Raw genomic sequence first — 23,703 nt, 5'->3', positions numbered from 1 at the left:
GTTATTTTTGTTGTTCTCAAAAATAGGAAATTGAAAAAAAATATATCAGAAAAAACATTACAAGATTTAGAGTTCGCAACGGTTTTAGAACAAGTAAGTGAGTTTTGTATTTCAGAATTAGGTAGAAATGCTGTTTCTAACATTCAACCTATTGGTGATACTGAAGAATTATTTTTTGAGTTACATCTGGTCAATGAATATTTAGCTTCTTTTGAGAACGAAAATAGAATTCCTAATCACGGTTTTGATAACATAACAGAATCTATAAAAAGATTAACAATTGAAAATAGTTATCTAGAACCGGATGCTTTTTTGAAAATCGCCTCAGTTACAGAAACTGTAAATGAACAAAAGAAGTTTTTAAAGAAATTTAAAGACTACTACCCTACACTATTTAAACTTAGCGAAGAATTAGAGTTTACAACTTATGTTTCTGATGCAATTCAGAAAATTGTTACTTCATATGGAGAAATTGCGGATAATGCTTCTCCAACACTTAAGCAAATTAGAAAAGATATTAATTCTGTTAGGGGAAAGATTTCTGGAAGTTTTTCTAAAGCTTTAAGTAGCAGTTTAGCTAGTGGATACTTAGATGACATTAAAGAAACTATTGTTGACAACCAACGTGTTTTAGCGGTTTTAGCAATGCACAGACGTAAAGTTAAAGGAAGTCTTCTTGGTTCTTCTAAATCAGGGAATATCGTTTATATCGCTCCACAAGCAACACTTTCATTTAGCAGAGAATTACAAAATTTACTGTACGAAGAAAAACAGGAAGTTGTAAAAATTCTGAGAGCTTTAGCAGAGGAAATCAGACCGTACACTCCGTTATTAGAACAATATATTTCCTTTTTAACACATTTAGATCTTACGGCTGCAAAAGCTAAATACGCGAGAGCTATAAATGGTTTATTGCCAAAAATTTCTAAAGAGAAGAAAATCTATTTTAGAGATGCTATTCATCCAATACTTTGGAGGAAAAATGCTGAACAAGGAATTGAGACTATTTCTCAGACCTTATCTCTAAATGAGAAGCAACAAATCATTGTTATTTCTGGTCCGAATGCAGGAGGAAAAAGTATTACATTAAAAACCATTGGGTTGTTGCAAGTAATGCTACAAAGTGGATTGTTAATCCCAGTGCATGAGCGAAGTGAAACAGCTATTTTCAATACAATTCTTACAGATATTGGAGATAATCAATCTATAGAAAATCAATTAAGTACATACAGCTATCGATTGAAAAACATGCGTTACTTCTTGAGAAAATGTAACGATAGAACATTATTTTTAATTGATGAGTTCGGAACAGGTTCTGATCCAGAATTGGGTGGAGCTTTAGCTGAAATATTTTTAGAAGAATTCTACAAGCAAAAGTCTTTCGGAATTATAACTACGCATTATGCGAATTTAAAAGTATTAGCTAACGAATTAGAGAATGTTACTAATGCGAATATGCAATTTAATGAACGTACATTAGAACCAATGTATAAGCTATTTATTGGTCAGGCTGGTAGTTCATTTACTTTTGAAGTAGCGCAAAAGAATGGAATTCCGTATAGCTTAATTAATAGAGCTAAAAAACGAGTAGAAAGCGAAAAGGTTCGTTTAGACAAGACCATTTCCAAGCTTCAAAAAGAGCGAAATAGATTACAAAAGACTTCTGATACTCTTGAGAAACAAAAATCAAAAGAACAAGAACATTTAGAAAGTTTACAAGAGAAAGAATTAAAGATTAGAGAAAAACTCGAAGGTTTCCAGGAATTGTATGATAATAACCAACGAATGTTATCTTTGGGAAGAAGACTAAATGAGTTATTAAATAAATATTTCCAAACTAATAATAAGAAAGAGTTATCCGCAAACTTCTTTAAATGGGTGGCTTCTGAAAAAACAAAATACACAAAGCGTAATCCGCCTAAAAAGAAGACAAAGACAGAAAAAGTAAAAGAAAAAGAAATCGCTGAAAAACAAAAAGAAGCGATTAAAAAAGTGGAACAAGAAGTTTTACAAAAAGTAGTTAAGGTTAGAAAAGAGAAAAAAGAAGAAGAGAAAAAGATTGCTAAAGCAAAAGCTGAATATATTTTTAAAACTGGTGATCGTGTTCGATTAGTTGATGGTAATGCTGTAGGAACTATTGATAAAATTGAAAAGAAGAATGCCTTTATTAACTACGGATTGTTTACAACAAAAACTTCTATTGAAAAATTAGAGCTAGTTCAAAGAGCAAAATAACTTTACTATAAAGCATAAAAAAAAGCTGCCCTTTTTGGGCAGCTACTTAGGCCTGATTTTCATTAATTCAAATAAATAAACCAATATTTTTAGTTTATAAGTTATAAACAAACCTAAATGTTATAAATCGGGGTTGGATGAATGTTTCAGAATTAAATACTGAAATGTTGTTCGCACTGTTTCGCACTTGAGAATCAATATCTAATAAGTTGGTCGCTTTGATTTCATATTCCCATTTCGCGTCTCTATCTTTTCTGTACGATATGGTTGCATCCCAATTTTGGAATGACTGAGAATTTCCATCTCCTAAATCTTGATTTGTATAGGTATAATTGGTTCTAAACGTAACCGCTTTCCATAAATACGCATCAAATTCTATAGATGGAGCATTTGTTGTAAATGTTGTTTTTCTACTTCCCTGGTTATTAGTTGTTACGCTATATCTATAACGTAAACTAACATTTGGAGCTTCTAAATAGTTTGTTCTAACACCAGGTGTATAGGTTTGTGTAAATCCTTCATTCAACGATTGAATTCCCTGAATAAACTGGTTGATTTTACTGTAATTTAAATTAACATTCAAACTCGTTCTAAACTTTCCAAATGTTCGTTGAACTCTACCAAATAAATTCACATTCTCATCTGCGAAGTTTGAATTGAAAAATGTACTCGTTCTAATTACATTTTCGAATGTAGTTAAGCTTCGAATTTGATCTATATTACTCGAATAAGATGCTCTAGCAAATACGTTTGTATAGTTGAATAAATTAAAACTACTATAAAATAAGCTCAAATTATGTGATAAAGCATTTTGTAATTCTGGCTCTCCAAACTGAATATTATTGAAGTTATTAAATACTAAAGCCTCTGCTAAACGAGTCACATCAGTAAATTGGTTTCTCATTTCATATCTGAACGTTAACGCTTCGCTTTTCTTAAATTGAATTCTTGTTTCAAAATCTGGAAGTATTCTAAAGAAATCTTCTCCAAATTCTTGACCGAATTGAGTATTAGTATTTCCGTATGCATGTAACGAAAATCCTGGTGTTAATGTGAATTTACCAGCTTTTACTCGATAATGAACTCCTAAATAAATATCGCTGAAATTATATTCAACATCATTAACAATTTTAGAATCATTGATAGTCGGAGTTGGATTAAAAGTGGTTCCATCATTCAAAAACTGAAATATATTCGAATTGAACTTTTGACTACTAATAATGGTTCCGAATGTTAAGTTGATATTACTCTTTGTATTAATCAAATTATAGTAATCTAACTTCGCATCCAATTGGTTTGACTTTATCCTTCTATTTTGATTAATGTTATAATTATCCTGTGTTGTATCCAATCCTAAAGCATCGGCTGTAGAATCGAAAGGATCTGTATTCCCTGCTGTATTAGTTAACACAGCGTTATAAAAAGGATCTTCGTTTTTGAACAAATGTTGCGCTTCAAAAGCGAATATATTAGTATCGTCTAAAGTGTAGTAATAGTTCAAATTCTGATTAACACTATATGGAGTAACTTCATCAAACTGGTTGGTATTTCCAATTACAGAAGAAAATAAATCCTGATCTTGTGTGTCTTTTGAAATTCTGGCAATTACGTCATAATCCACTTGATTATTTACGTTTGGTTTATAAGAGGCACTTAATTTTAATAATCCTTGATCTGAACGTTCTGTACTCGATTGTTCCGTTGCTTCATCTGGAATACCTAATTCTTCATTCGTATATTGAACAAAACTCGTTTCTTTAGATAAAATTCTGCTTTTATTATAGATAAGAAATCCACTTAAATCAAGAGTTGATTTTGGAGAATAACTAAAATTTGCTGTTGCTAGGTTATTCTCAATCTTTAAAGCATTGTTTTGGTTTGTTAAGAAATTAAGGCTGTTATCACCTAAATTTATGCTTGTTCCGCTACTTCTACTCGGAGCTCTAAATCCACCACCGAATCCTCGAATATCACGTCTGTTTAAAGCTACTTCCCCAATATTATTTACATCTCCAATAAAATTAATACTGTATTTCGGACTGTAATAGAAAAGTTTAGGTTGTACCAAGTATAGGCCTTCATCGGGTGAAGAACCTCCACCAACGGTAACATTACCAAACCAGAAGTTCTCTTTTCCTTTTTTCAACTTGATATTTAAGGCAACATTGTCCTGATTATTTCTTACGCTACTTAATTGTCCAACTTCAGCATAATTTCGAAGTACTTGAATTTTATCTACTGCGTTTGAAGGAATATTTTTTGTTGCCAACTTCGTATCACCATCAAAAAAGTCTTTTCCGTTGACCATTAGTTTATTTACAACCTTCCCTTCTACCTCAACTTGTCCGTCTTCATTAATTTCAACTCCAGGTAGTTTTTCAAGAACATCTTCAAGCTTTCTTTCCGTTCCGTTTTTAAAAGAATCTGCATTGTAAATTAATGTATCGCCTTTTATTGTTACAGGCATTTCATAGGTAATTTCAACCTCGTCTAATGAATTATCAGGTTGTAATATAAAGTCCTTAGTAACATTAGCTTCTTTTACCGAAATAACTTCTTCAAAAGTTTTCATTCCGATATAGCTTATTTGAATTTTATACGATTTATTCTTTTTTAATTTGAGTGAATAAGCACCTTTAGCATCTGTGATACCATAAGATTCTAAAACATTAGTTTCTTGATTTATTGCAATAATATTAGCTAAATCTAAAGGTGATTTTAAAGTATCTCTAACTACACCTTTCATTGTGATTTGACTAAAAACACTGGTAAGGGCAAATAAGAAAAATAGAAAAGTAATTTTCTTCATGATGAATAGTTTGATCGAAATTTATGTGAATGAAGAATTAGCGTCTTCTTCTTCCTCGGTTATTTCTCATCTCTATCATCTTTCCTTTAATAACTTCTTGGTAAGCTAATTTTGTTATTTCCTTTCCTTTTTCAGGAGCTTCAATCTCAATTTTATCTTTTGGGTTAATTACTACTTTAGAACACAACATTACTCTATTTCCTGTAGTAACTTCTAAAATTAATCCTGGTAACCCCCAGTATTCTCCAGGTCCGTGACTTACTGGAATTTGTGGAGTATACCAAGCTTCTACTTTAGTCATTTCAATTTGTGGCTCAATATCATTTCCTAAAGAATCCTTCTTTTTCTCAGCCTTCCTTAAATCACTCCAAGCGAAATCATACCATGTTAATTCTTTAGAAGGTATAGTAGCTGTTGCTTTAAAACATAAATAGTTTCCGATTTTCTTCGATTCTTTCTCAATCTTCCAATCGATTTTTTGAAGTTTATCTTTAACTAAGAAACGTTTCCCATAAAATTCTTGACTCTGCACCAATTCATTGTCTTGTACATTCTTGTATTGGTTACCTTGAGAAAAGTTTTTACCCCAAGAATCTGTAGCTCCTGAAATAGCATCTATCTTCTCCTCTTCCATGAAATACGACTCTTTCTTATTGAAGTTTAAGACATATTCTTTCTCTAATCTATTCTTTAAACGAGCTTTGATTTGTTTTTTCTGAGCTTCACTCATTCTTGCTCCCCATCTTCCTAATTCCATTTTAGATTTAGAAAAATAAATTGCTTTTCCTTGAAATTGTTGAACTTCTTCTGGCTTAGTAAATGCCATTATTATTATGATTCCTAGAAATTTTAGAATAGTTGATCTCATATTTTGTTAGTTTTGTTTAACAAATATACAAATTAACTAAACAGAATTGTTTTTTGCTTCTTAAAATATTCTTAAAACACGAGTTATGTATTTCTAATAGAGCTTAAAACGTCTTGAGTGTAAAACCTAATGTTAAAAATTGATCTTCTTCTTTTTGATCAGCTACAACAATACTTTCAAAAGTATGTAGGTAGTTCCCCTTTATACTTAAAAACTTCCAAATTGGAAATTCTAAACCAAAATCAGCCTGCCATCGATAATTGTCTCCTCTTATTAGAGATGGTTGAAAATAACTCTCATGTGTAAGAATCATCTTATTTTGAACCAGCTCATACCTTCCATTTAACCAAATAGTTCCTCTTAAGGTATTAATAGACTTTTCACCATTATAACGAGTTGTATTAAAACTTGTTTCTTTAAAATTGGTTCGTTCATACTCACTAGATAAAGACATTTTTAACCAATTCTTCTTTTTATTCAATAATTGAAACGTAACTCCACCTCCAAACAAATACCTTAGGTTAATCTCTCTTCTGAAATTTGTACTGACAAAACCAAGTAATAGAGGATAAATCTTTCTTTTAGGATTAAAATACAAAAAGTTAAGACTTAAAATATCTTCATCGGCCTTCTCCTTTCCAAACTCTTGATATACATATGAGTTTTGAGTTTTAAACACAGTATTTCCCCATGGTTTAAAGCTTAAATCCGATTTTGCTCTGAAAATTAAAGTTTCAACATTACCTCCTTGCCAGAAACCTGTTAATGCAAGCTTAGCCTTAAAATTTAACGTATCGCTCTCATTAATTTGAGCCAAGAGCACTAATGGGAATATCAAAGTACAAAACAGTAGTTTTCTCATCTCGATATAGTATAACATAATGCAGCGCAAGATACAGCAAATATGAAACTTATCTCATTCTAAAATTTTATATTCGCAGAAAATACTACAGAAATGGAAGCTAACGAAACGAAAAAAGACTCTTCTAAACATTGGCTACAACGTCTAAAAGATGAAAGCTGGGAAGCCGAACTATTGGTCTCTGCTGTTGCCATATTTGGTACATTCAAACTATTTGATATTGTGGGTTGGGTTACGAATACTTTTATTAATATTTTAAATCCTGATTTGTACAGACCTTCTTATATAATTATTTATTTAGGTTTATTGGCAGTAAGCCTTTTAGTTTCTCTTTTTTTAATCCATTTTGCGCTGAGAGCATATTGGATTGGTTTAGTGGGATTAAATTCTGTTTATCCTGATTATAGTATTAAGGATAGTCTTTTTTCTAAGATTTATGCCAAGAGATTAGTATCGATACTACCAACTATAAAAGATTCTATAGAAAAGGTTGATAAACTTTGTAGTGTTATTTTCTCAGTAGCCTTTGTTTTCCTTTTAATATATGCTAATGCCGCAATTATATTTAGTATTTACTTGTTATTTTATAATGGTTTTTTAGATATAATACCACATTTCATTTTGGTTTTACCAATTTGGGTTTTTGGTTTCCTCTTAATTCTACAGATGATTAGTGGATTCTTGGCTAACCTTAAAATGAACCATGAAAAATATAAACTCCAAATATTTGCATTTAAAGTAAATAAATTAGTTTCTACAATAATGTTTGGTCCTTTATATAAATCAATATTACAAGTTAATATGGTATTGACTTCAAGGGTAAAAAGAACAAAAAGAGTACTTCAATTTATGTTTATTTTACTAATTGGTGGTGGATTTGTTGTATTCTATCATTATAAGAATACCAACATTATCTTCTTGAGTAATCCTAAGAAATATATGTCAAAAAGTATTGCAAGTGCGGGATACTATAAAATAAATAATGAAGAGAACACCTTTCTAATAAATCCAGAAATAGAATCTGATATTATTAATAAACAGATAATGAAAGTCTTTATACCGCTTTTTCTTCACGAAAGAAATAAAGCAAAAGAGCTTTGTAATTATAAATCAAAAGGATTAAAAGAAGAAGAAAAAAGTAAGCTTTTAGATCAATGTTATAAAAATTACATTTCTATAAAAGTTAACGATACTATTATTAACCCAGAAATCGTGAGGAGAAACCATGAAAAAACCAGGCAACAAGGAGTAATCGCATACATTAATACTTCTAATTTAAAACCTGGTAAAAACAATATTTCTGTTAAGAAAGGTAATCTCTTTAATTGGAGTTTTCCGTTTTTTTTAGAAAAATAGACAGAGTTGTCTATTTTTATTATATCTTTGTATTGTGAAACGGGATGTACGACAACATATTATTATAACAGCTTCTACTCTATTTTATAGAAATGGATATAATTCAACAGGTATTAATGAAATTATTTCTGAATCAGGAATAGCTAAGGCTACTTTGTATAATCATTTCAAATCTAAAGAAGATATCTGTCTTGCTTACTTAAGGTATAAACATGCAAAGTTCACATATGATATTAAAGAATTTTGTTTATCAAAAACTAAAGGTCAAGATCAAGTATTGGCAGTATTTGATTTTTTAGGTTTATTCTTTAAAGAAAAGGATTTTAACGGATGTTGGTGTATTAAAACAGTTTCTGAAATTCCTAAAGAGAATGAAAGAATAAGAACTGAGATTCAAACTCAAAAAAATCAGCTTATTGATTTTATTGCTGACTTAATTGCTGATAATCTAGACCTTTCTAAAATTGAAACAGAAACATTAGCTAAACAAATCTATTTATTATACGAAAGTGCTGTGGCAGAAAGTCATTTACACCAAGATCAATGGCCTATAGACCAAGCTAAAGGAATTTGCGAAAAAATAATTTAAAAAATTTTACAACAAAAAATACAGACTTGTCTGTTCATTTAATAATTAAATACAAACACATGAATAATTTTAAAAATAAAGTAGCCATCGTTGTGGGTGGTACAAGCGGAATTGGTTATGCAACTACTCAACAATTACTTAATGACGGCGCTACGGTACATATTGTAGGAAGAAGTATTGATAAAGTGGAAGATCAAAATAACTTAGTAAAACATAAAGTTGATATTACGAATAGAACAGAGGTTTCTCAACTAGTAACGAAAATTAATGAACTTGATAATGTTGACTTTCTAGTTAACGCTTCAGGAATTTTTGGGCCTAAACCTTTCTTAGATCACACCGTAAAGGACTATGATTCTTATTTAGATTTGAACAGAGGTTTCTTTTTTATTACGCAAGCCGCGTCTAAAAAAATGAAAGAAACAAATGGAGGTGCAATTGTAAATGTTGGTTCTATGTGGGCAAAACAAGCTGTTAAGGCAACTCCTTCTTCTGCCTATTCTATGCAAAAAGCAGGTTTACATTCATTAACTCAACATTTAGCTATGGAATTGGCAGACTACAATATTCGTGTAAACGCTGTATCTCCTGCTGTTGTTCAAACACCAGTATATCATGGAGTATTCGGAAGTAAAAGTGCAGCTGATGAAGCCTTAGAAGGATTTAATGCTTTCCATCCAATAGGAAGGAACGGATTAGCTGATGATGTTGCCAATAGTATTACATTCTTATTATCTGATAAGTCTTCTTGGGTAACAGGAGCTATCTGGGATGTTGATGGTGGTGTAATTGCAGGAAGAAACTAAAAATAGTAAGTCAATGCATTTAACAATTAAAGAGCTTTTTTCAAAGTTAGGTAACCTTGGTAAAAAAGCCCCGAAACCAATGGAGGCTTTTCAGCAGTTCGATAAAATAGCTATGGAAGACGGAGCGATTCCAGCAAAATATAAAGAACTTATAGCTTTGGGTGTTGCATTAAGCACACAATGTGTTTATTGTTTAGAGATTCATAAACAAAAAGCATTAAAAGCTGGAGCAACACAAGAGGAAATAGCTGAAGCTACCTTTGTAGCAGCTGCACTAAGAGCAGGAGCTGCGGTTACTCATGGAACTCATACTATAGATTAATACAATTTTAGGTAAAGTCAATATTTGTACTATTGACTTTACTTTTTTTAAACATATGAAAAAAGAGATTCTAATAATTGGCGGAGGATTATCTGGATTAGTTACTGGCTATCTATTAAAAAAGAAAGGAAACTATTCAATTAAAATTCTTGAAGCCAACTCAAGACTTGGTGGAAGAATATATACTAAAAAAATTGGGTCTGCTCCTATTGAGCTAGGTGCAACATGGTTATGGAAATATAATACATTCCTTCTCAATTTATGTAAAGAATTAAATGCAAACCTATTTGAGCAGCAAATGGAGGGTGATGCATTATTTGAAGCCATGAGTGCCAATCCACCACAAAGATTCAAATTACCACCAAATCAGGAAATTAGTTATAGAATTGATGGAGGTACTTCTGCTCTACTCGATAAACTTTCGAATGAATTACAAAGATGCATTCTTTTAAATGAGAAGGTCTCAGACATTAATAGCTCAGGTGATAAAATTCTAGTTAAAACAACAAATTCAACTTATTACTGCGATACCGTAATTTCAACCTTGCCTCCAAAATTATTGGTGAATTCTATTCAATTCTCTCCTGAATTACCTAGTGATGTAATTCAAATTGCCAATAAAACGCATACTTGGATGAGAGATTCGATTAAGTTTTCTGTTGTTTATGACACACCTTTTTGGAGAAAAAATGGTCTTTCTGGAGTTGCGTTTAGTAATGTTGGTCCCTTTACTGAACTATACGATCATAGCAATGCTTCGGATAATGGTTTTGCTTTAATGGGATTCCTAAATGGAGCTCTAGCTCCTTTAAGCCTAGAACAAAGAAAACAAAAAGTAATAGATCAGTTGATAAAATTCTTTGGTGAAGAAGCAACTCAACATATCTCTTATGAAGAAAAGGTTTGGAGAAATGAAGAATTATCAACTTTTCCTGATAATCAATTTATAATGCCACATCAACATAATGGACATAGCATATATCAAAAATCATTTTTAAATGGACAATTACTTATTTCCGGAAGTGAAACATCAAAAGAGTTTGGAGGATATATGGAAGGAGCTGTAAGAAGAGCTTTCAATATTGTGGAAAATCTATAAACATATTATATGCATTTAACTTCATTGGGGGAAGACGTTAAATTGCAAAAAAAAGGTTCGATTAACTACAATCGAACCTTTATATTTTATTCTAATCCTTCCATTTCAGAATCATAGAATTCTCCTGCTTGTTCTATTAGACTTTCCAATTCATTTGCAAGTTCTTGTTCATTCTCCCCTTCTAAATCCTCAAACCATTCTACTTCATCATCTTTCAAATTGATTAAAAAACGAGGATATTCAGTATGTAATACGAAAATATCTTCTGGGTGATTACTATTATCCGCTAATAAAAATTTAGGTAAGTTCATTATGTTTTGTTTTAATCAATTTTTGTGTTAAGTAATTGAATCGCAAAAATAGTAATATTGATGCAGAAGTTAAACCTGCTAAAAGGCCTAACCAAATTCCAAAGCTTCCATAAGCTTCTTCCTTTCCTAGAAAATAACTTACCGGGAAACCAATTAACCAATAGGCTATAAAAGTTATTAATGTTGGAATAGCTACATCTTGCAATCCTCTTAAAGCTCCTAGAACCATTACTTGAATACTATCGCTTATTTGGAAAAACGCTGCAGCAATTAATAATGTAGAAGCTATCTTAATTACTTCCATATTATCCGCATAGTTCTTCGCATCGTTTAAATCCACATAAATGTTTGGTAAACTTTTGTGGAATAGAAAGAAGATAATTGCAAATCCGATTGCCAATAGGACTCCCAATAAAAATATTGAAAAAGCAATTCTTCGTAACTCTATATAATTTTTTAATCCTTTCTGATTTCCTACTCTAACCATAGCTGCAACACTTAATCCCATGGCAACCATAAATGTCATTGATGATAAATTCAATGCAATTTGATTTGCCGCTTGTGGATTTTTCCCTAACAAACCACTTAACCAGATCGCTGCTGTGAAAATCGCAACTTCAAAAAACATTTGCATTGCACTCGGAGCTCCTAATCCTATAATTTTCTTCAACATTACACTATCTAAAACAAATAATTTAATATTTGTTACTAGCTTTTTAGTTCTGTCTTTTTGAGTTAATAACCACCATAAATAGATTACCATTATAAATCGTGAAAGTAAAGTTCCGTAAGCAGCTCCAATTATACCCATCTTAGGAAAACCAAACTTTCCAAAAATTAATAAATAGTTTAACAGAACATTCGCCACGTTTGCAACAATTGTAGCATACATGGGATATCTAGTCATAGACATTCCATCACTAAATTGTTTAAAAGCCTGGAATACAATCAACGGAATTAAGGAAAAAGCAACTAAATCTAAATATGGAATAGCCAATTCTACCACCTCAACGGGTTGCTTCATGAAATACAATAATGGTTTAGAAAAGAAAACCATTAAAAACATTAGAATTCCTAAAGTTGTACATAAAAACAAACCATGCTTAAATGTAGATTTCGCTTTATTGAAATTTTCGGCAGCATCTGCCTCTGCAATTAACGGAGTAATAGCTGTTGAAAACCCAATACCAAGTGACATTGCAATGAACATAAAACTATTACCCAATGAAACTGCTGCTAATTCCGCTGTTCCTAATTGTCCTACCATAATGTTATCGACAAAACTCACAAAAGTATGTCCTAACATTCCTAGCATAACGGGAGCTGCTAACTTCCAATTGTACTTAAATTCAGATGTGTAATTTGATAATTTCACTGAATAAATCTTTCCTTTTAATAAGTAAGCGAAGATAGTTTAAAGTTGGTAGATTTTAGTTATTTTTGATTGGAATAAAAAAACGAAAACATGGCTACAGTAACTTTAAAAGGAGGCGAAATAAACACAAATGGAACTTTACCAAATGTAAATTCTCAGGCACCAGATTTTAAATTAGTTGCAACTGATTTATCGGTAAAATCATTAAGCGATTATAAAGGAAAAAAATTAATTCTAAATATTTTCCCAAGTGTAGACACTGGAACATGTGCTACATCGGTTCGTAATTTTAATAAAGAAGCGGCTCAATTAGAAAACACTAAAGTATTATGTATTTCAAGAGACTTACCATTTGCACAAGGTCGTTTTTGCGGTGCAGAAGGTATTGAAAATGTTGAAATGTTATCTGACTTTGTATCTGGAGATTTCGGAAAAGATTACGGTTTAGAATTCGTTGATGGCCCATTAAATGGATTACATTCTCGTTGTATTGTTGTAATTAATGAAAATGGAGAAATTACCTATACGGAACAAGTTCCTGAAATAGTTGACGAACCAAATTATAATGAAGCTTTAAAGGCTTTATAAATGAAAAAAAACAAAGATGGTTTTATTAAAAGAAGACTAAAAGGAGTTCGTTATGCTCTAAAAGGTATTCTTATTCTTGCAACCACTGAAGATAGTATAAAGGCCCAATTTTTTATTGGGCTTTTTGCCGTTATCTTGGGTTTTACCTTTAATATATCTGCAACAGAATGGATGATTCAACTTGCGGTAACTGGACTTGTGCTTGTGGCAGAAGCTTTAAATACAGCAGTAGAAAAAATTGCTGATTTCATTCATCCTGAGTATCATAATAAAATCGGAACCATTAAAGATGTGGCTGCAGGAGCTGCAGGATTTGCGGCAATAATTTCTTTAATTGTGGGTTCTATAATATACGTTCCAAAAATAATCGAGTTATTTTTGTAATATTTCTATATTTACCAGTCTAATTTTTTTCAATTAAATGGCTAAAAAAAGCGTTTCTAAAAAGACAAAAAAAGTAAGTAAACCTTCTGTTTTTAAGCAAATTTCAGATTTCTTTAAAAACAGACAAACACAAACCATTCTAGGAGCATTTTTCGTTTTATTTGCTGCTTTCTTGTGTATTGCTTTTATTTCTTTTTTCTTTTCATGGGAAGATGATCAGAGTATTCTAACAGAATTTTCAAATAAACAGATTCAAGCAAAGAACCTTTTAGGTAAAATTGGTTCTAAACTGAGTCATATTTTTATTTATAACGGTTTTGGTTTAGCTGCCTTTGTACTTCCTTTTTTAATTTTTCTGACAGGAATGAGCTTTTTATTACAAAAAGGAATAAAAAGTATGGTTTCTAAATGGAATTGGGGACTTTTCAATATGCTTTGGATCTCAATTGCCATTGGTTTTGTTGAGAAAAAATATGCGCTTTTATCTGGAGTTGTTGGTTTTGAATTAAATGAATATATCAGAACCTTTATTGGAAGAACTGGTTTGGCAATTGTTTTAGCTTTTTTCTTAATATCTTATTTGGTAGTTCGATTTAAATTAACTCCTGAACGAATTGGAGAAAAATTAAAACGTGCAGATAAACCAGAAAATGTTACTGATAATCCTATTGAGAATTCAGAAGTAATTAAAGAAGAACCTTCAGTTGTTACTCCTGAACCTGTAAAAGATGATAAATCTGAGTTTGAATTATCTGTAGAAAACCTTCAGCCTACAATTAGTAATCATTCAAGTATTCCTAGTGAAGAAGAATCTAAGGAAGAAGAAGCGTTGTTAGATATTAAAAAAACAGTAAAACCTCAAGAAGAAGAAAATGAAGTTGAAATTGCTATTGAGAAAGTAGCTGAAGAAAAGAGTGTTACTGAAAACTTATCTGATAAACTTGTTAAAGACTTTGGAGAGTTTGATCCTACTTTAGAGTTAGGTCAATTTAGATTTCCAACGTTTAACTTATTAAAACAATACAACGATAGTATTTCAATTGATCCTGAAGAATTAGAGGCTAATAAAAATCAGATTGTTGAAACACTAAAAAACTATAAAATTGGTATTGCCCAAATTAAAGCAACTGTTGGACCAACAATTACTTTATATGAAATCGTACCTGAGGCTGGTGTAAGAATTTCTAAGATTAAAAACTTAGAAGATGATATTGCGCTTTCATTATCCGCTTTAGGTATTCGTATTATTGCTCCAATTCCTGGAAAAGGAACCATTGGTATTGAAGTTCCAAATAAAAAGGCAACTATTGTATCTATGTATTCGGCAATTACTTCTAAGAAATTCCAAGAAAGTCAGATGCAATTACCTTTAGCTTTAGGTAAAACCATTTCGAATGAAACATTTGTTGTTGATTTAGCGAAAATGCCTCACTTACTAATGGCCGGTGCAACTGGACAAGGAAAATCGGTTGGATTAAATGCTATTTTAACTTCATTATTATATAGAAAACATCCTGCGGAAGTAAAATTCGTTCTTGTTGATCCTAAAAAAGTAGAACTTACTTTATTCAATAAAATAGAACGTCATTACTTAGCAAAGCTTCCAGATAGCGAAGAAGCTATTATCACAGATACTTCAAAAGTAGTAAATACGTTAAATTCACTTTGTATTGAAATGGATAACCGTTATGATTTATTGAAATCAGCAATGGTTAGAAACATAAAAGAATATAATGCGAAGTTTAAAGCTAGAAAACTGAATCCAGAAAACGGTCACCAATTTTTACCGTACATTGTACTTGTTATTGATGAATTTGCGGATTTAATTATGACGGCTGGTAAAGAAGTAGAAACGCCTATTGCTCGTTTAGCTCAGTTAGCCAGAGCGATTGGTATTCACTTAATTGTTGCAACTCAACGTCCGTCTGTTAATGTGATTACAGGTATTATTAAAGCGAACTTCCCTGCAAGAATAGCATTTAGAGTTACTTCTAAAATTGATAGTAGAACAATTTTGGATGCTCCTGGTGCCGATCAATTAATTGGTCGTGGAGATATGCTATATTCTGGAGGTAATGATATTACACGTATTCAATGTGCTTTCGTTGACACACCAGAAGTTGAAAAAATTACCGATTTTATCGGTTCTCAAAGAGCTTATCCTGAAGCTCATATGTTACCTGAATACGTTGGTGAAGACGGTGGCACAAATCTTGATATAGATATCGCAGACAGAGATAAATTGTTTAAAGAAGCTGCCGAAATCATTGTAACAGCACAACAAGGATCAGCATCTTTATTACAAAGAAAATTAAAACTTGGGTACAACAGAGCTGGTAGAATAATTGATCAATTAGAAGCTGCGGGTATTGTTGGACCTTTTGAAGGTAGTAAAGCTAGACAGGTTCTTGTTCCTGATTTTATAGCTCTTGAACAATTATTAGAAAACGAGAAAAGTAATTAGACCATTTTAAAGAAAGAACAAATCGTATGAGAAAATTAGGATTATTATTAATAGCATTATTAATTGGTACAAGTGTTACGGCACAAGATTCTTCTACTCAGGCTAAAAGCTTGTTAGATGAAGTATCTTCTAAAATGGGTGCATATAAAAATATGACCATTGGTTTTACCTCTACCCTAGTTAATGAAGAGGCTGGTATTACAAACGATCCGCCAATTAGAGGTAACATTACAATTGCTGGAGAAAAATACAATCTAAACTATTTAGGAAACAATTTTGTTTTCAATGGTAAAAAATTGGTTGTTATCAATACAGAAGAAAAAGAAGTTACTATTACTGACGGTGATTTAGAAGAAGAAGACGGATTTATTTATCCTTCGAAGTTATTGACTTTCTACAAAGAAGGATATAACTATGCAATGGGAACCGTTAAAAATAATAAAGGACGTAAAGTTCAATATGTAGATTTAACTCCAATCGATAGTAACTCTGATATTATCAAGGTACAATTAGGTATTGATGCAAAGACAAAGCATATCTATAAATTAGTACAAATTGGATCTAATGGAGCCGTGACAACATTTACTATAAATAAGTTCAAAAGTGATCAACCTATTTCGGAAAATTTATTTTCGTTTGACAAAGCGAAATACGAAAAACAAGGTTATTTGATCGATTAAATCTAACATATATACTTTAACAAAGTTTTGTTGATAGCTTGTTTGGCAATTAACAAAACTTTTGTGTTTATTATAATTAAGCTCATTACCTTTGTATTCGTGAAAAAACTAGATAAGTATATATTAAAAAGTTTTTTAATCCCGTTTCTGGCAACCTTCTTTATCATTCTATTTGTTTTGGTAATGCAGGCTTTATGGCTGGCTTTTGATGATTTAGCTGGTAAAGGAATTAGTATCGGAATTATCTTCAAATTTTTATGGTACACCACTCTTATTGTTGCTCCACAAGCGCTGCCAATTGGTGTATTACTTTCTTCCATAATGACCTTAGGAAGTTTATCGGAGAACTATGAATTCGCAGCCGCAAAATCCGCTGGTGTTTCTTTACAAAGAATGGTACGTCCATTAGTGTTTTTTGCCATATTAATGAGTGGATTGAACTTTGTGTTTTTGAATTATGTGTATCCATACGCCATTCTTAAGCAAATCAACCTAAAAATTAATATTCGAAAAAAGCAACCAGCACTTGCTTTAGTTCCTGGAAGTTTTAATTCTGATATTCCCAATTATCAAATTAAGTTTGATGAGAAATATGGTAAGGAAGATAATCTTCTGAAAAATGTTTTGATCTATGACTTATCTGCTAAAAAAGGAAATAATAAAATTATATCTGCCAAAGATGGAGAGTTAATATCTGAAGAAGGAAGTCGTTACATGACATTAAAATTGAATAATGGACACTTCTATGAACATCATGTAGATACTAAAACTTCATATAGAGATCGATTTAGGATGAAAGCTTCCTATGCCGATTTTGACGAGTATATTCTAAATATTGATATTTCCTCCTTCTCTGATGATGACTTAGATCAGATTAAGCATACTAAAAACTTTAATATGCTTAGTTTAAAACAGCTTAAAGATACCTTGCCAGACTTAAAAGTTGGATATGACGATTATGTAGTGTCAAGAGCTAAAAGTTTGTTTAGAAATAGTCAGGCAGAAGATTTATACCAACTTCCTGATTCATTAGTGAATAAAGAATTATCGAGTTCAATTTTAGAAAACTTTGAAATTGAAAAGCAAAGAGATATTATTAATTCGGCAATTTCAAAAGTAGATCGTACTATTAATAATTTTACCGCTAATAAAAACTCGTTCAAATATCGAAGAAAAGTACTGAACCTTTATGATATTGAATTCTATAATCGTGTAGCATTCTCTTTATCCTGTTTAATACTCTTCTTTATTGGTGCTCCTTTAGGTTCAATTATCCGTAAAGGAGGAATGGGATTACCTATGATTCTTGCAATTGCCATCTACGTTTTATATTTCTTTACCAATACATTTGGAAGAAATATGGCAGAAGAAAGTACGCTTTCTGCTGTTGCAGGTTCTTGGCTAGCTGTAAGTATTATGTTACCTTTGGCTATTATTTTAACAGTTCGTGCAACCCAAGATAAAGGCTTGTTTGATATCAACGGATTATTTGCTCGAATTAAAAACTTTTTCATAAAAATATTCTCTTTTAAGAAGAAAACATCATAACACAACATGGCAACACAAACTACTCATAAAATTCAATTAAACACCATTGAAGAAGCCATTAACGATATAAGAGCCGGAAAGGTAATTATTGTAGTTGATGACGAGGATCGAGAAAATGAGGGAGACTTTTTAGCAGCTGCTGAGAAAGTAACTCCTGAGATGATCAACTTTATGGCTACGCACGGTAGAGGATTAATTTGTACTCCGTTAACTGAAAATAGGTGTAAAGAATTAGAGTTAGGAATGATGGTAAATAACAATACCGATCCTATGGAAACTGCATTTACTGTTTCTGTTGATTTAAGAGGTAATGGAGTTACTACAGGAATTTCAGCTTCAGATAGATCAAAAACTATTGAAGCATTAATTAATAAAGACACTAAACCATTTGATTTAGCTAGACCAGGACATATTTTTCCTTTAAAAGCAAAAGAAGGTGGTGTTTTAAGAAGAACAGGACATACTGAGGCTGCGATTGATTTTGCACGTCTAGCTGGCTTACAACCTGCTGGGGTAATTGTGGAAATCATGAATGAAGATGGAACAATGGCACGTTTACCACAGTTAATAGAAGTTGCTAAAAAGTTTGATTTGAAAATTGTTTCGATTGAAGATTTAGTTGCCTATAGAATGGAGCATGATTCTTTAATTGAAAAGAAAGAAGACTTCACAGTTCAAACTCGTTTTGGAGAATTTAGACTTAGAGCTTATCAACAAACAACGAATAACCAAATCCATATTGCATTAACTAAAGGAACTTGGAGTAAAAACGAGCCTATTTTAACTCGTGTAAACTCAAACCTTGTGAATAATGACATTTTAGGAACATTAACTAATGATGCAGATAAAAAGTTAGATAGAATGTTTAATGTAGTTAATGAAGATGGACGTGGAGCTATTTTATTCATTAATCAACAAAATCAATCTTTAAACTTATTAAATCGTTTAAAGGGATTAAAAGAAAACCAAGAGCAAGGTGAAATGAAAGCTCCTGGAATTGCTTTTGACAATAAAGATTTTGGGATTGGAGCTCAAATATTACATGACTTAAATATTCATAAACTTCGATTAGTATCGAATACCAAACAAGAGAAACGTGTTGGTATGATCGGTTACGGATTGGAGATTGTAGATTACGTAAACTTTTAAATAGAAATTTCTATAATGAATCAAGATATCTTTGACTATTTCGCGAATAAAGAATATTTTGATGATCATGATGATTGGATTTCTGAGCATTTGGATAAATACTTTCAAAGTGAAGAAATTTCCGTTTTTCACGAATTTATAGCATTCGATTTTAAAGTACATATTTACTTTATACAGCCTAAAAAGTATTCCTTTAATATCTTATTAAGTTCAGGTATGAGTTCATTAAAAATGAACGTTCCTGATGAAGTTGAAAATAAAAAGGAACTCGAGTTTAGCGAACTAATGATGTTAATTCCAAAAGACATTACATTTTCTGAAGTCTATACAGGTGAAAGCAAAAACGATTACTTAATTTCAATGTTAAAGCATTCTGCGAAATTCCCACACTTTAATGAAACTTGGATGGGCATTGGACATACTATTTGTGCTGACGAAAACTACGGTCCATATAGTAATGAAACGAATTTTGTTGGCGGTGTACTTTTACCTTCTGTAACTTTTGATGAAGATTTCACAAAGATAAAAAGAGAAGGTACTATTATTAATTTATATACTTTTTTTCCTCTTTTTAAAAATGAGATTAAGTACAAAATTAAAAATGGATACTCAGCATTATTTGATTTGTTAATTAAGTCAAATATGAAAGAGACATTTGATAATAATCGAAATAATTTAATTCCCAAAAAGTCATTCTGGAATAGATTAAAATTATAAAAAAGAGCTTCATAAAGAAGCTCTTTTTTATAGATTATTTTTTACTTGCGTGTATTCCGCTATAATTTCATCTAACACTTGTTTCGCTGGTTTTATTTCATGAATTAATCCAGCTACTTGTCCAATCTCTAATTCTCCTTCTTCTAAATCTCCTTCAAACATTCCTCGTTTTGCTCTAGCTCTACCTAGTAACGTTTTCAACTCTTCTACTGTAGGTCCTTTTTGATACAATTCCTGTACATCGTTAAAAAATTTATTACGTACTAAACGTACGGGAGCCAATTCTTTTAAAGTTAAGTATGTATCTCCATCTTTAACGTTAACAATAGTATCCTTAAAATGATTATGCGCTGATGATTCTTTTGTGGCTGCAAACCTACTTCCAATTTGCACACCATCTGCACCTAAAACCATTGCTGCTAACATTCCTCTACCCGATCCTATTCCACCAGCCGCAATAACTGGAATTTTTACTTGTTCTTTTACCATAGGTATTAAAGTAAACGTCGTAGTTTCTTCTCTACCGTTATGTCCTCCAGCTTCAAATCCTTCGCAAACTACAGCGTCTACTCCCGCGGCTTCAGATTTTAAAGCAAACTTTACAGAACTTACTACATGAACTACAGTAATTCCTTTTTCCTTTAAGAAACTCGTCCAAGTTTTAGGATTACCCGCAGAAGTGAAAACTATTTTTACTCCTTCTTCTACAATTATATCCATGATTTGTTCAATATCTGGATACAGCATTGGAACATTTACTCCAAATGGTTTATCGGTAGCTTTCTTACATTTTTGAATATGTTCTCTTAAAACATCAGGATACATCGATCCCGCACCAATTAAACCTAATCCTCCTGCATTTGAAACTGCTGAAGCTAATTTCCAGCCAGATACCCAAATCATTCCACCTTGAATAACAGGATATTGTATATTAAAAAGTTGTGTGATTTTATTTGTCAAAATTGATCTTTTAGTGAATTAAATATAAGAAGAGAAACAATAACACAAAGGAAAAAAGAGCAAAAATGATTATAGGAAATCTTGCAACCTTGAATGTAAAATTCACAAATTTCTCTAAACCTTCTGATACTTTGGTAATTGTAAAAATATAGGAACTTAAAATTTTACTATCGCCTTGAGTTGTTTCTTCTGCAAAATCGTCAATATTATCTTCTTCAAACTCTAACTTATCGGATATCGCCACTAATACTCTCTTAATAATTCCTCCAGCAAGATTCCCTAAAACAGGAACTTTTTTCGCAACAGACTGGGAAAGCATAGGAATGGTAACAATATGAATGATTCCTTTAAATAAAAGGGAGAGTACATCCTTTTTATTCTCTTCAGTAATTTGATTATTCACACTTGATAAATCTTCCACTGAAAGCTTTAAAATATCCAAAGAGTAATCTGCAATACTCCAAATATCCTTTTTCATCTTAAACATTAATAACAGAAAACCAAAAGCTACACCTGATAACATAAAAAACAAGAACCCAAGTAACGCATATAACAGATATTCTACATGAACTAAATTCAATGTATAAAATCCAATGACATAAAGAATAAATGAAAAGATAATTGGTCTTATTACCCATGATACCATATATGAAGGTAACATTAGTAATTCTGCAAAATTCTCTGCAACATCTTCGTTTTTATATTCGCTTACATCTATTCCTAATTCAGTTTTAATTTTTTCGTCTAATTTCTGAACATCTTTTTTAGTTCTTATTTTCATTTCAATGCTTATTTCATCAATTAATCTTGATTCCAACTTCAACTAGCTTTTGTGTTAAACAAAGCCATTAATAATGTAATGAAGTATCTTAGTAATTGGTCTTCTAATTCCGAAGCGTAAACCTTAGAAATTCTATTTCTTTATTAGTTTGATAACTTTACTTTTATTACCATTACTTAAATTCAAAAAGTAAATTCCAGTTTTTAAATTTGATAAGTTTATGCTATTCGAAGTCAATTCCTGTTTATGAAGAATCTGCTTCCCTAAGACACTATATATTTTTAGCGAATATTCCTTTAAATCTCCATCAATTCCATTTAGAGTAACTAAATCGTCTATAGGATTAGGAAATACTTTAAAATTATCAAAAGAATCTTCGTCAACCGATAAAGTTAAATTATATGCAGCATTAAAATCTGGAACTCCGTACCCATGATGATCCGTAGGATTTCTAAATTTATCGGCAGACTCTCTTATTAATGTCATGATTTCAAAATTAGTTTTATCAGGCAAAGCTTGCCAAAAACAAGCCAAAACCCCAGCAATTACTGGAGAAGAAAATGATGTACCATTTGAAGTAGCATTATTACCAGTGAAATAATTTACAATATAAACGTTCTGACCTTGTGCTAAAACGTCTGGCTTTACTCTTCCATCTGAAGTAGGACCATAAGAACTAAAGTTTGCAATAACTTCTAATTGGTTAACTGCACCAATTGTAAATACTGAATTTGCATCCGCTGGGGCGCTAATATATTTCCATGGACTATTACCAGAATTACCGGCCGAAGTAACCATTAGCATTCCTCTAGAAGCTCCAATTTCAGCACCACGAGTTATGAAAGTGGTTTGCCCATCCATATCGCTATAGCTATAATTATAATTCGAATTGTCAAATGTAGAATATCCTAAAGATGTATTGACAATATCAACTCCCAAACTATCTGCTCTTTCTGCAGCTTCAACCCATAACGATTCTTCTAAAGGAGTTTCATTTGCAGCATCTTCTGTTCTAAACAAATAAAATGAAGCATCTGGAGCTGTTCCTATAAAATCTCCATCTTTATAAGCTGCTATATCAGATAACACATGAGTTCCATGCGAATTTCCTGTATAAAAATTATCACTTCTATTCACAAAATCATAACCTCCTAAAATTTGATTATTGGTTCTTATTCTAGAAAAAGCCGGTAATGTATTTACGTTTGGAAATCCTGCATCAATTACTGCTATATGTATTCCATTTCCTGTAAATCCATTCTCATGTAAAAAATCTCCACCTAACATTTCAATTTGGTTAGTTGCATCTCCGTAGTTATAGGTAGGTTTTTTAGTTTCAAGTTTATTCTTATGATTATTTATGACTTTCGCCGATTTTGCTACTACAGTACTGCTCGTATTTAATGATCTGTTCGCAAATTCAATTCGGTCTACAAAAGTAAAACTCGTAGTTAAAGCGTTAATATCTGAAACTGATCCAAGAACATGAACCGCATTTAGCCATTTTGATTTCGCTTTTACAGATATTCCCGTTGCCGCTTTAATTTGATCGTAATAGGAAGTTTCAATTGGAACATCTTTACTATCTAAAGCAATTCCTTGTTTTGTTCTACGATCTAATGCTCTTTGTGTAAGCATTGTTAATGGAGATGACATAAAAGTAGCTTCGCTTGGTTTATCTTTAAAATATACCCAAGCATGCTCTTGCCCAAATAAACTACAACTAAAAATTAGTGATAAAAAAAACAGTAACTTCTTCATGATTGTAAGTTACTGTTTTTATTTAATTTTATATTCAAA

The 23,703-nt window shown here is 31.4% G+C and carries 21 protein-coding genes; 13 read left to right on the top strand and 8 right to left on the bottom strand.

The genetic code is table 11. The annotated features are described in order from the left end of the window. Positions 1-30: 30 nt before the first annotated feature. The gene (locus tag ABNT61_RS01305; protein ID WP_348744534.1) at positions 31-2,235 is read left to right on the top strand and encodes an endonuclease MutS2; all 2,205 of its coding nucleotides are present in this window, start codon (positions 31-33) and stop codon (positions 2,233-2,235) included. A 94-nt stretch (positions 2,236-2,329) separates the two neighbouring features. Here the strand turns inward: ABNT61_RS01305 and ABNT61_RS01300 are convergent, their stop codons facing one another. The 3 genes from ABNT61_RS01300 to ABNT61_RS01290 form a co-directional block, all read right to left on the bottom strand. After that, positions 2,330-5,044 carry a carboxypeptidase-like regulatory domain-containing protein gene (locus ABNT61_RS01300; RefSeq protein WP_348744533.1) on the bottom strand — a complete coding sequence of 905 codons (2,715 nt, stop codon included), beginning with the start codon at positions 5,042-5,044 and terminating at the stop codon, positions 2,330-2,332. A gap of 37 nt (positions 5,045-5,081) precedes the next feature. Next, positions 5,082-5,912 carry a GLPGLI family protein gene (locus ABNT61_RS01295; RefSeq protein WP_348744532.1) on the bottom strand — a complete coding sequence of 277 codons (831 nt, stop codon included), beginning with the start codon at positions 5,910-5,912 and terminating at the stop codon, positions 5,082-5,084. A 103-nt stretch (positions 5,913-6,015) separates the two neighbouring features. Continuing rightward, a complete protein-coding gene (locus ABNT61_RS01290) occupies positions 6,016-6,774 on the bottom strand; it encodes a DUF481 domain-containing protein (RefSeq protein ID WP_348744531.1) in 759 nt (252 codons plus the stop codon). A 93-nt stretch (positions 6,775-6,867) separates the two neighbouring features. Between ABNT61_RS01290 and ABNT61_RS01285 the strand changes: the two genes are divergently transcribed. Genes ABNT61_RS01285 through ABNT61_RS01265 form a run of 5 tightly spaced genes read left to right on the top strand, consistent with a single transcriptional unit; the run spans position 6,868 to position 10,946 of the window. Then, positions 6,868-8,130: a hypothetical protein gene (locus ABNT61_RS01285; RefSeq protein ID WP_348744530.1), complete on the top strand. Its 1,263-nt coding sequence runs from the start codon at positions 6,868-6,870 to the stop codon at positions 8,128-8,130. A 34-nt stretch (positions 8,131-8,164) separates the two neighbouring features. Then, a complete protein-coding gene (locus ABNT61_RS01280) occupies positions 8,165-8,719 on the top strand; it encodes a TetR/AcrR family transcriptional regulator (RefSeq protein ID WP_348744529.1) in 555 nt (184 codons plus the stop codon). Positions 8,720-8,778: 59 nt separating this feature from the next. Continuing rightward, the gene (locus ABNT61_RS01275) at positions 8,779-9,525 is read left to right on the top strand and encodes an SDR family oxidoreductase (protein WP_348744528.1); all 747 of its coding nucleotides are present in this window, start codon (positions 8,779-8,781) and stop codon (positions 9,523-9,525) included. 13 nt (positions 9,526-9,538) lie between these two features. Further along, a complete protein-coding gene (locus ABNT61_RS01270) occupies positions 9,539-9,847 on the top strand; it encodes a carboxymuconolactone decarboxylase family protein (RefSeq protein ID WP_348744527.1) in 309 nt (102 codons plus the stop codon). 55 nt (positions 9,848-9,902) lie between these two features. Further along, on the top strand, positions 9,903-10,946 hold the full coding sequence (locus ABNT61_RS01265; RefSeq protein WP_348744526.1) for a flavin monoamine oxidase family protein: 1,044 nt from the start codon (positions 9,903-9,905) through the stop codon (positions 10,944-10,946). An 86-nt stretch (positions 10,947-11,032) separates the two neighbouring features. Here ABNT61_RS01265 and ABNT61_RS01260 read toward each other — a convergent pair whose 3' ends face one another. Further along, entirely contained in the window at positions 11,033-11,257 is a 225-nt protein-coding gene (locus ABNT61_RS01260; RefSeq protein WP_348721757.1) for a hypothetical protein, read from the bottom strand. After that, positions 11,244-12,632 carry an MATE family efflux transporter gene (locus ABNT61_RS01255; protein WP_348744525.1) on the bottom strand — a complete coding sequence of 463 codons (1,389 nt, stop codon included), beginning with the start codon at positions 12,630-12,632 and terminating at the stop codon, positions 11,244-11,246. The genes ABNT61_RS01260 and ABNT61_RS01255 overlap by 14 nt, the downstream gene beginning before the upstream one ends. Before the next feature lie 90 nt (positions 12,633-12,722). Between ABNT61_RS01255 and tpx the strand changes: the two genes are divergently transcribed. The 7 genes from tpx to ABNT61_RS01220 all read left to right on the top strand — a co-directional run bounded on the left by tpx (position 12,723) and on the right by ABNT61_RS01220 (position 20,162). Next, the gene (gene tpx / locus ABNT61_RS01250; RefSeq protein ID WP_348711506.1) at positions 12,723-13,220 is read left to right on the top strand and encodes a thiol peroxidase; all 498 of its coding nucleotides are present in this window, start codon (positions 12,723-12,725) and stop codon (positions 13,218-13,220) included. After that, positions 13,221-13,604, top strand: coding sequence for a diacylglycerol kinase family protein (locus ABNT61_RS01245; RefSeq protein WP_348741632.1), 384 nt, complete (start codon positions 13,221-13,223; stop codon positions 13,602-13,604). A 37-nt stretch (positions 13,605-13,641) separates the two neighbouring features. Continuing rightward, on the top strand, positions 13,642-16,068 hold the full coding sequence (locus ABNT61_RS01240; RefSeq protein ID WP_348744524.1) for an FtsK/SpoIIIE family DNA translocase: 2,427 nt from the start codon (positions 13,642-13,644) through the stop codon (positions 16,066-16,068). Positions 16,069-16,094: 26 nt separating this feature from the next. Beyond that, positions 16,095-16,748, top strand: coding sequence for an outer membrane lipoprotein carrier protein LolA (locus ABNT61_RS01235; RefSeq protein WP_348744523.1), 654 nt, complete (start codon positions 16,095-16,097; stop codon positions 16,746-16,748). Positions 16,749-16,847: 99 nt separating this feature from the next. After that, on the top strand, positions 16,848-18,296 hold the full coding sequence (locus ABNT61_RS01230) for an LptF/LptG family permease (protein WP_348711500.1): 1,449 nt from the start codon (positions 16,848-16,850) through the stop codon (positions 18,294-18,296). Positions 18,297-18,302: 6 nt separating this feature from the next. Next, a complete protein-coding gene (ribB, locus tag ABNT61_RS01225) occupies positions 18,303-19,445 on the top strand; it encodes a 3,4-dihydroxy-2-butanone-4-phosphate synthase (protein ID WP_348721751.1) in 1,143 nt (380 codons plus the stop codon). A 15-nt stretch (positions 19,446-19,460) separates the two neighbouring features. Next, positions 19,461-20,162, top strand: coding sequence for a suppressor of fused domain protein (locus ABNT61_RS01220; protein WP_348744522.1), 702 nt, complete (start codon positions 19,461-19,463; stop codon positions 20,160-20,162). 27 nt (positions 20,163-20,189) lie between these two features. Here the strand turns inward: ABNT61_RS01220 and ABNT61_RS01215 are convergent, their stop codons facing one another. The 3 genes from ABNT61_RS01215 to ABNT61_RS01205 all read right to left on the bottom strand — a co-directional run bounded on the left by ABNT61_RS01215 (position 20,190) and on the right by ABNT61_RS01205 (position 23,664). Then, positions 20,190-21,122 (bottom strand): NAD(P)H-dependent flavin oxidoreductase, encoded by a 933-nt coding sequence (locus ABNT61_RS01215; protein ID WP_348744521.1) that lies wholly within the window; start codon positions 21,120-21,122, stop codon positions 20,190-20,192. A 10-nt stretch (positions 21,123-21,132) separates the two neighbouring features. Then, the gene (locus tag ABNT61_RS01210; RefSeq protein WP_348744520.1) at positions 21,133-21,939 is read right to left on the bottom strand and encodes a hypothetical protein; all 807 of its coding nucleotides are present in this window, start codon (positions 21,937-21,939) and stop codon (positions 21,133-21,135) included. A gap of 96 nt (positions 21,940-22,035) precedes the next feature. Further along, positions 22,036-23,664 (bottom strand): S8 family serine peptidase, encoded by a 1,629-nt coding sequence (locus ABNT61_RS01205; RefSeq protein WP_348744519.1) that lies wholly within the window; start codon positions 23,662-23,664, stop codon positions 22,036-22,038. Positions 23,665-23,703: the final 39 nt, after the last annotated feature.

Origin of the sequence: Tenacibaculum sp. 190524A05c (genome assembly GCF_964036595.1) — a bacterium.
Taxonomy (GTDB): Bacteria; Bacteroidota; Bacteroidia; order Flavobacteriales; family Flavobacteriaceae; genus Polaribacter; species Polaribacter platacis.
The sequence above is the reverse complement of the archived record's forward strand: the minus strand, read 5'-3'. Positions and strand labels throughout refer to the sequence as shown.

What these genes read in the sequence shown, in the direction of transcription:
- ABNT61_RS01300 (WP_348744533.1), bottom strand. Translation starts at nt 5,044, where the DNA reads ATGAAGAAAATTACTTTTCTATTTTTCTTATTTGCCCTTACCAGTGTT.
- ABNT61_RS01295 (WP_348744532.1), bottom strand. Translation starts at nt 5,912, where the DNA reads ATGAGATCAACTATTCTAAAATTTCTAGGAATCATAATAATAATGGCA.
- ABNT61_RS01290 (WP_348744531.1), bottom strand. Translation starts at nt 6,774, where the DNA reads ATGAGAAAACTACTGTTTTGTACTTTGATATTCCCATTAGTGCTCTTG.
- ABNT61_RS01285 (WP_348744530.1), top strand. Translation starts at nt 6,868, where the DNA reads ATGGAAGCTAACGAAACGAAAAAAGACTCTTCTAAACATTGGCTACAA.
- ABNT61_RS01275 (WP_348744528.1), top strand. Translation starts at nt 8,779, where the DNA reads ATGAATAATTTTAAAAATAAAGTAGCCATCGTTGTGGGTGGTACAAGC.
- ABNT61_RS01270 (WP_348744527.1), top strand. Translation starts at nt 9,539, where the DNA reads ATGCATTTAACAATTAAAGAGCTTTTTTCAAAGTTAGGTAACCTTGGT.
- ABNT61_RS01265 (WP_348744526.1), top strand. Translation starts at nt 9,903, where the DNA reads ATGAAAAAAGAGATTCTAATAATTGGCGGAGGATTATCTGGATTAGTT.
- ABNT61_RS01260 (WP_348721757.1), bottom strand. Translation starts at nt 11,257, where the DNA reads ATGAACTTACCTAAATTTTTATTAGCGGATAATAGTAATCACCCAGAA.
- tpx (WP_348711506.1), top strand. Translation starts at nt 12,723, where the DNA reads ATGGCTACAGTAACTTTAAAAGGAGGCGAAATAAACACAAATGGAACT.
- ABNT61_RS01245 (WP_348741632.1), top strand. Translation starts at nt 13,221, where the DNA reads ATGAAAAAAAACAAAGATGGTTTTATTAAAAGAAGACTAAAAGGAGTT.
- ABNT61_RS01240 (WP_348744524.1), top strand. Translation starts at nt 13,642, where the DNA reads ATGGCTAAAAAAAGCGTTTCTAAAAAGACAAAAAAAGTAAGTAAACCT.
- ABNT61_RS01235 (WP_348744523.1), top strand. Translation starts at nt 16,095, where the DNA reads ATGAGAAAATTAGGATTATTATTAATAGCATTATTAATTGGTACAAGT.
- ribB (WP_348721751.1), top strand. Translation starts at nt 18,303, where the DNA reads ATGGCAACACAAACTACTCATAAAATTCAATTAAACACCATTGAAGAA.
- ABNT61_RS01220 (WP_348744522.1), top strand. Translation starts at nt 19,461, where the DNA reads ATGAATCAAGATATCTTTGACTATTTCGCGAATAAAGAATATTTTGAT.
- ABNT61_RS01205 (WP_348744519.1), bottom strand. Translation starts at nt 23,664, where the DNA reads ATGAAGAAGTTACTGTTTTTTTTATCACTAATTTTTAGTTGTAGTTTA.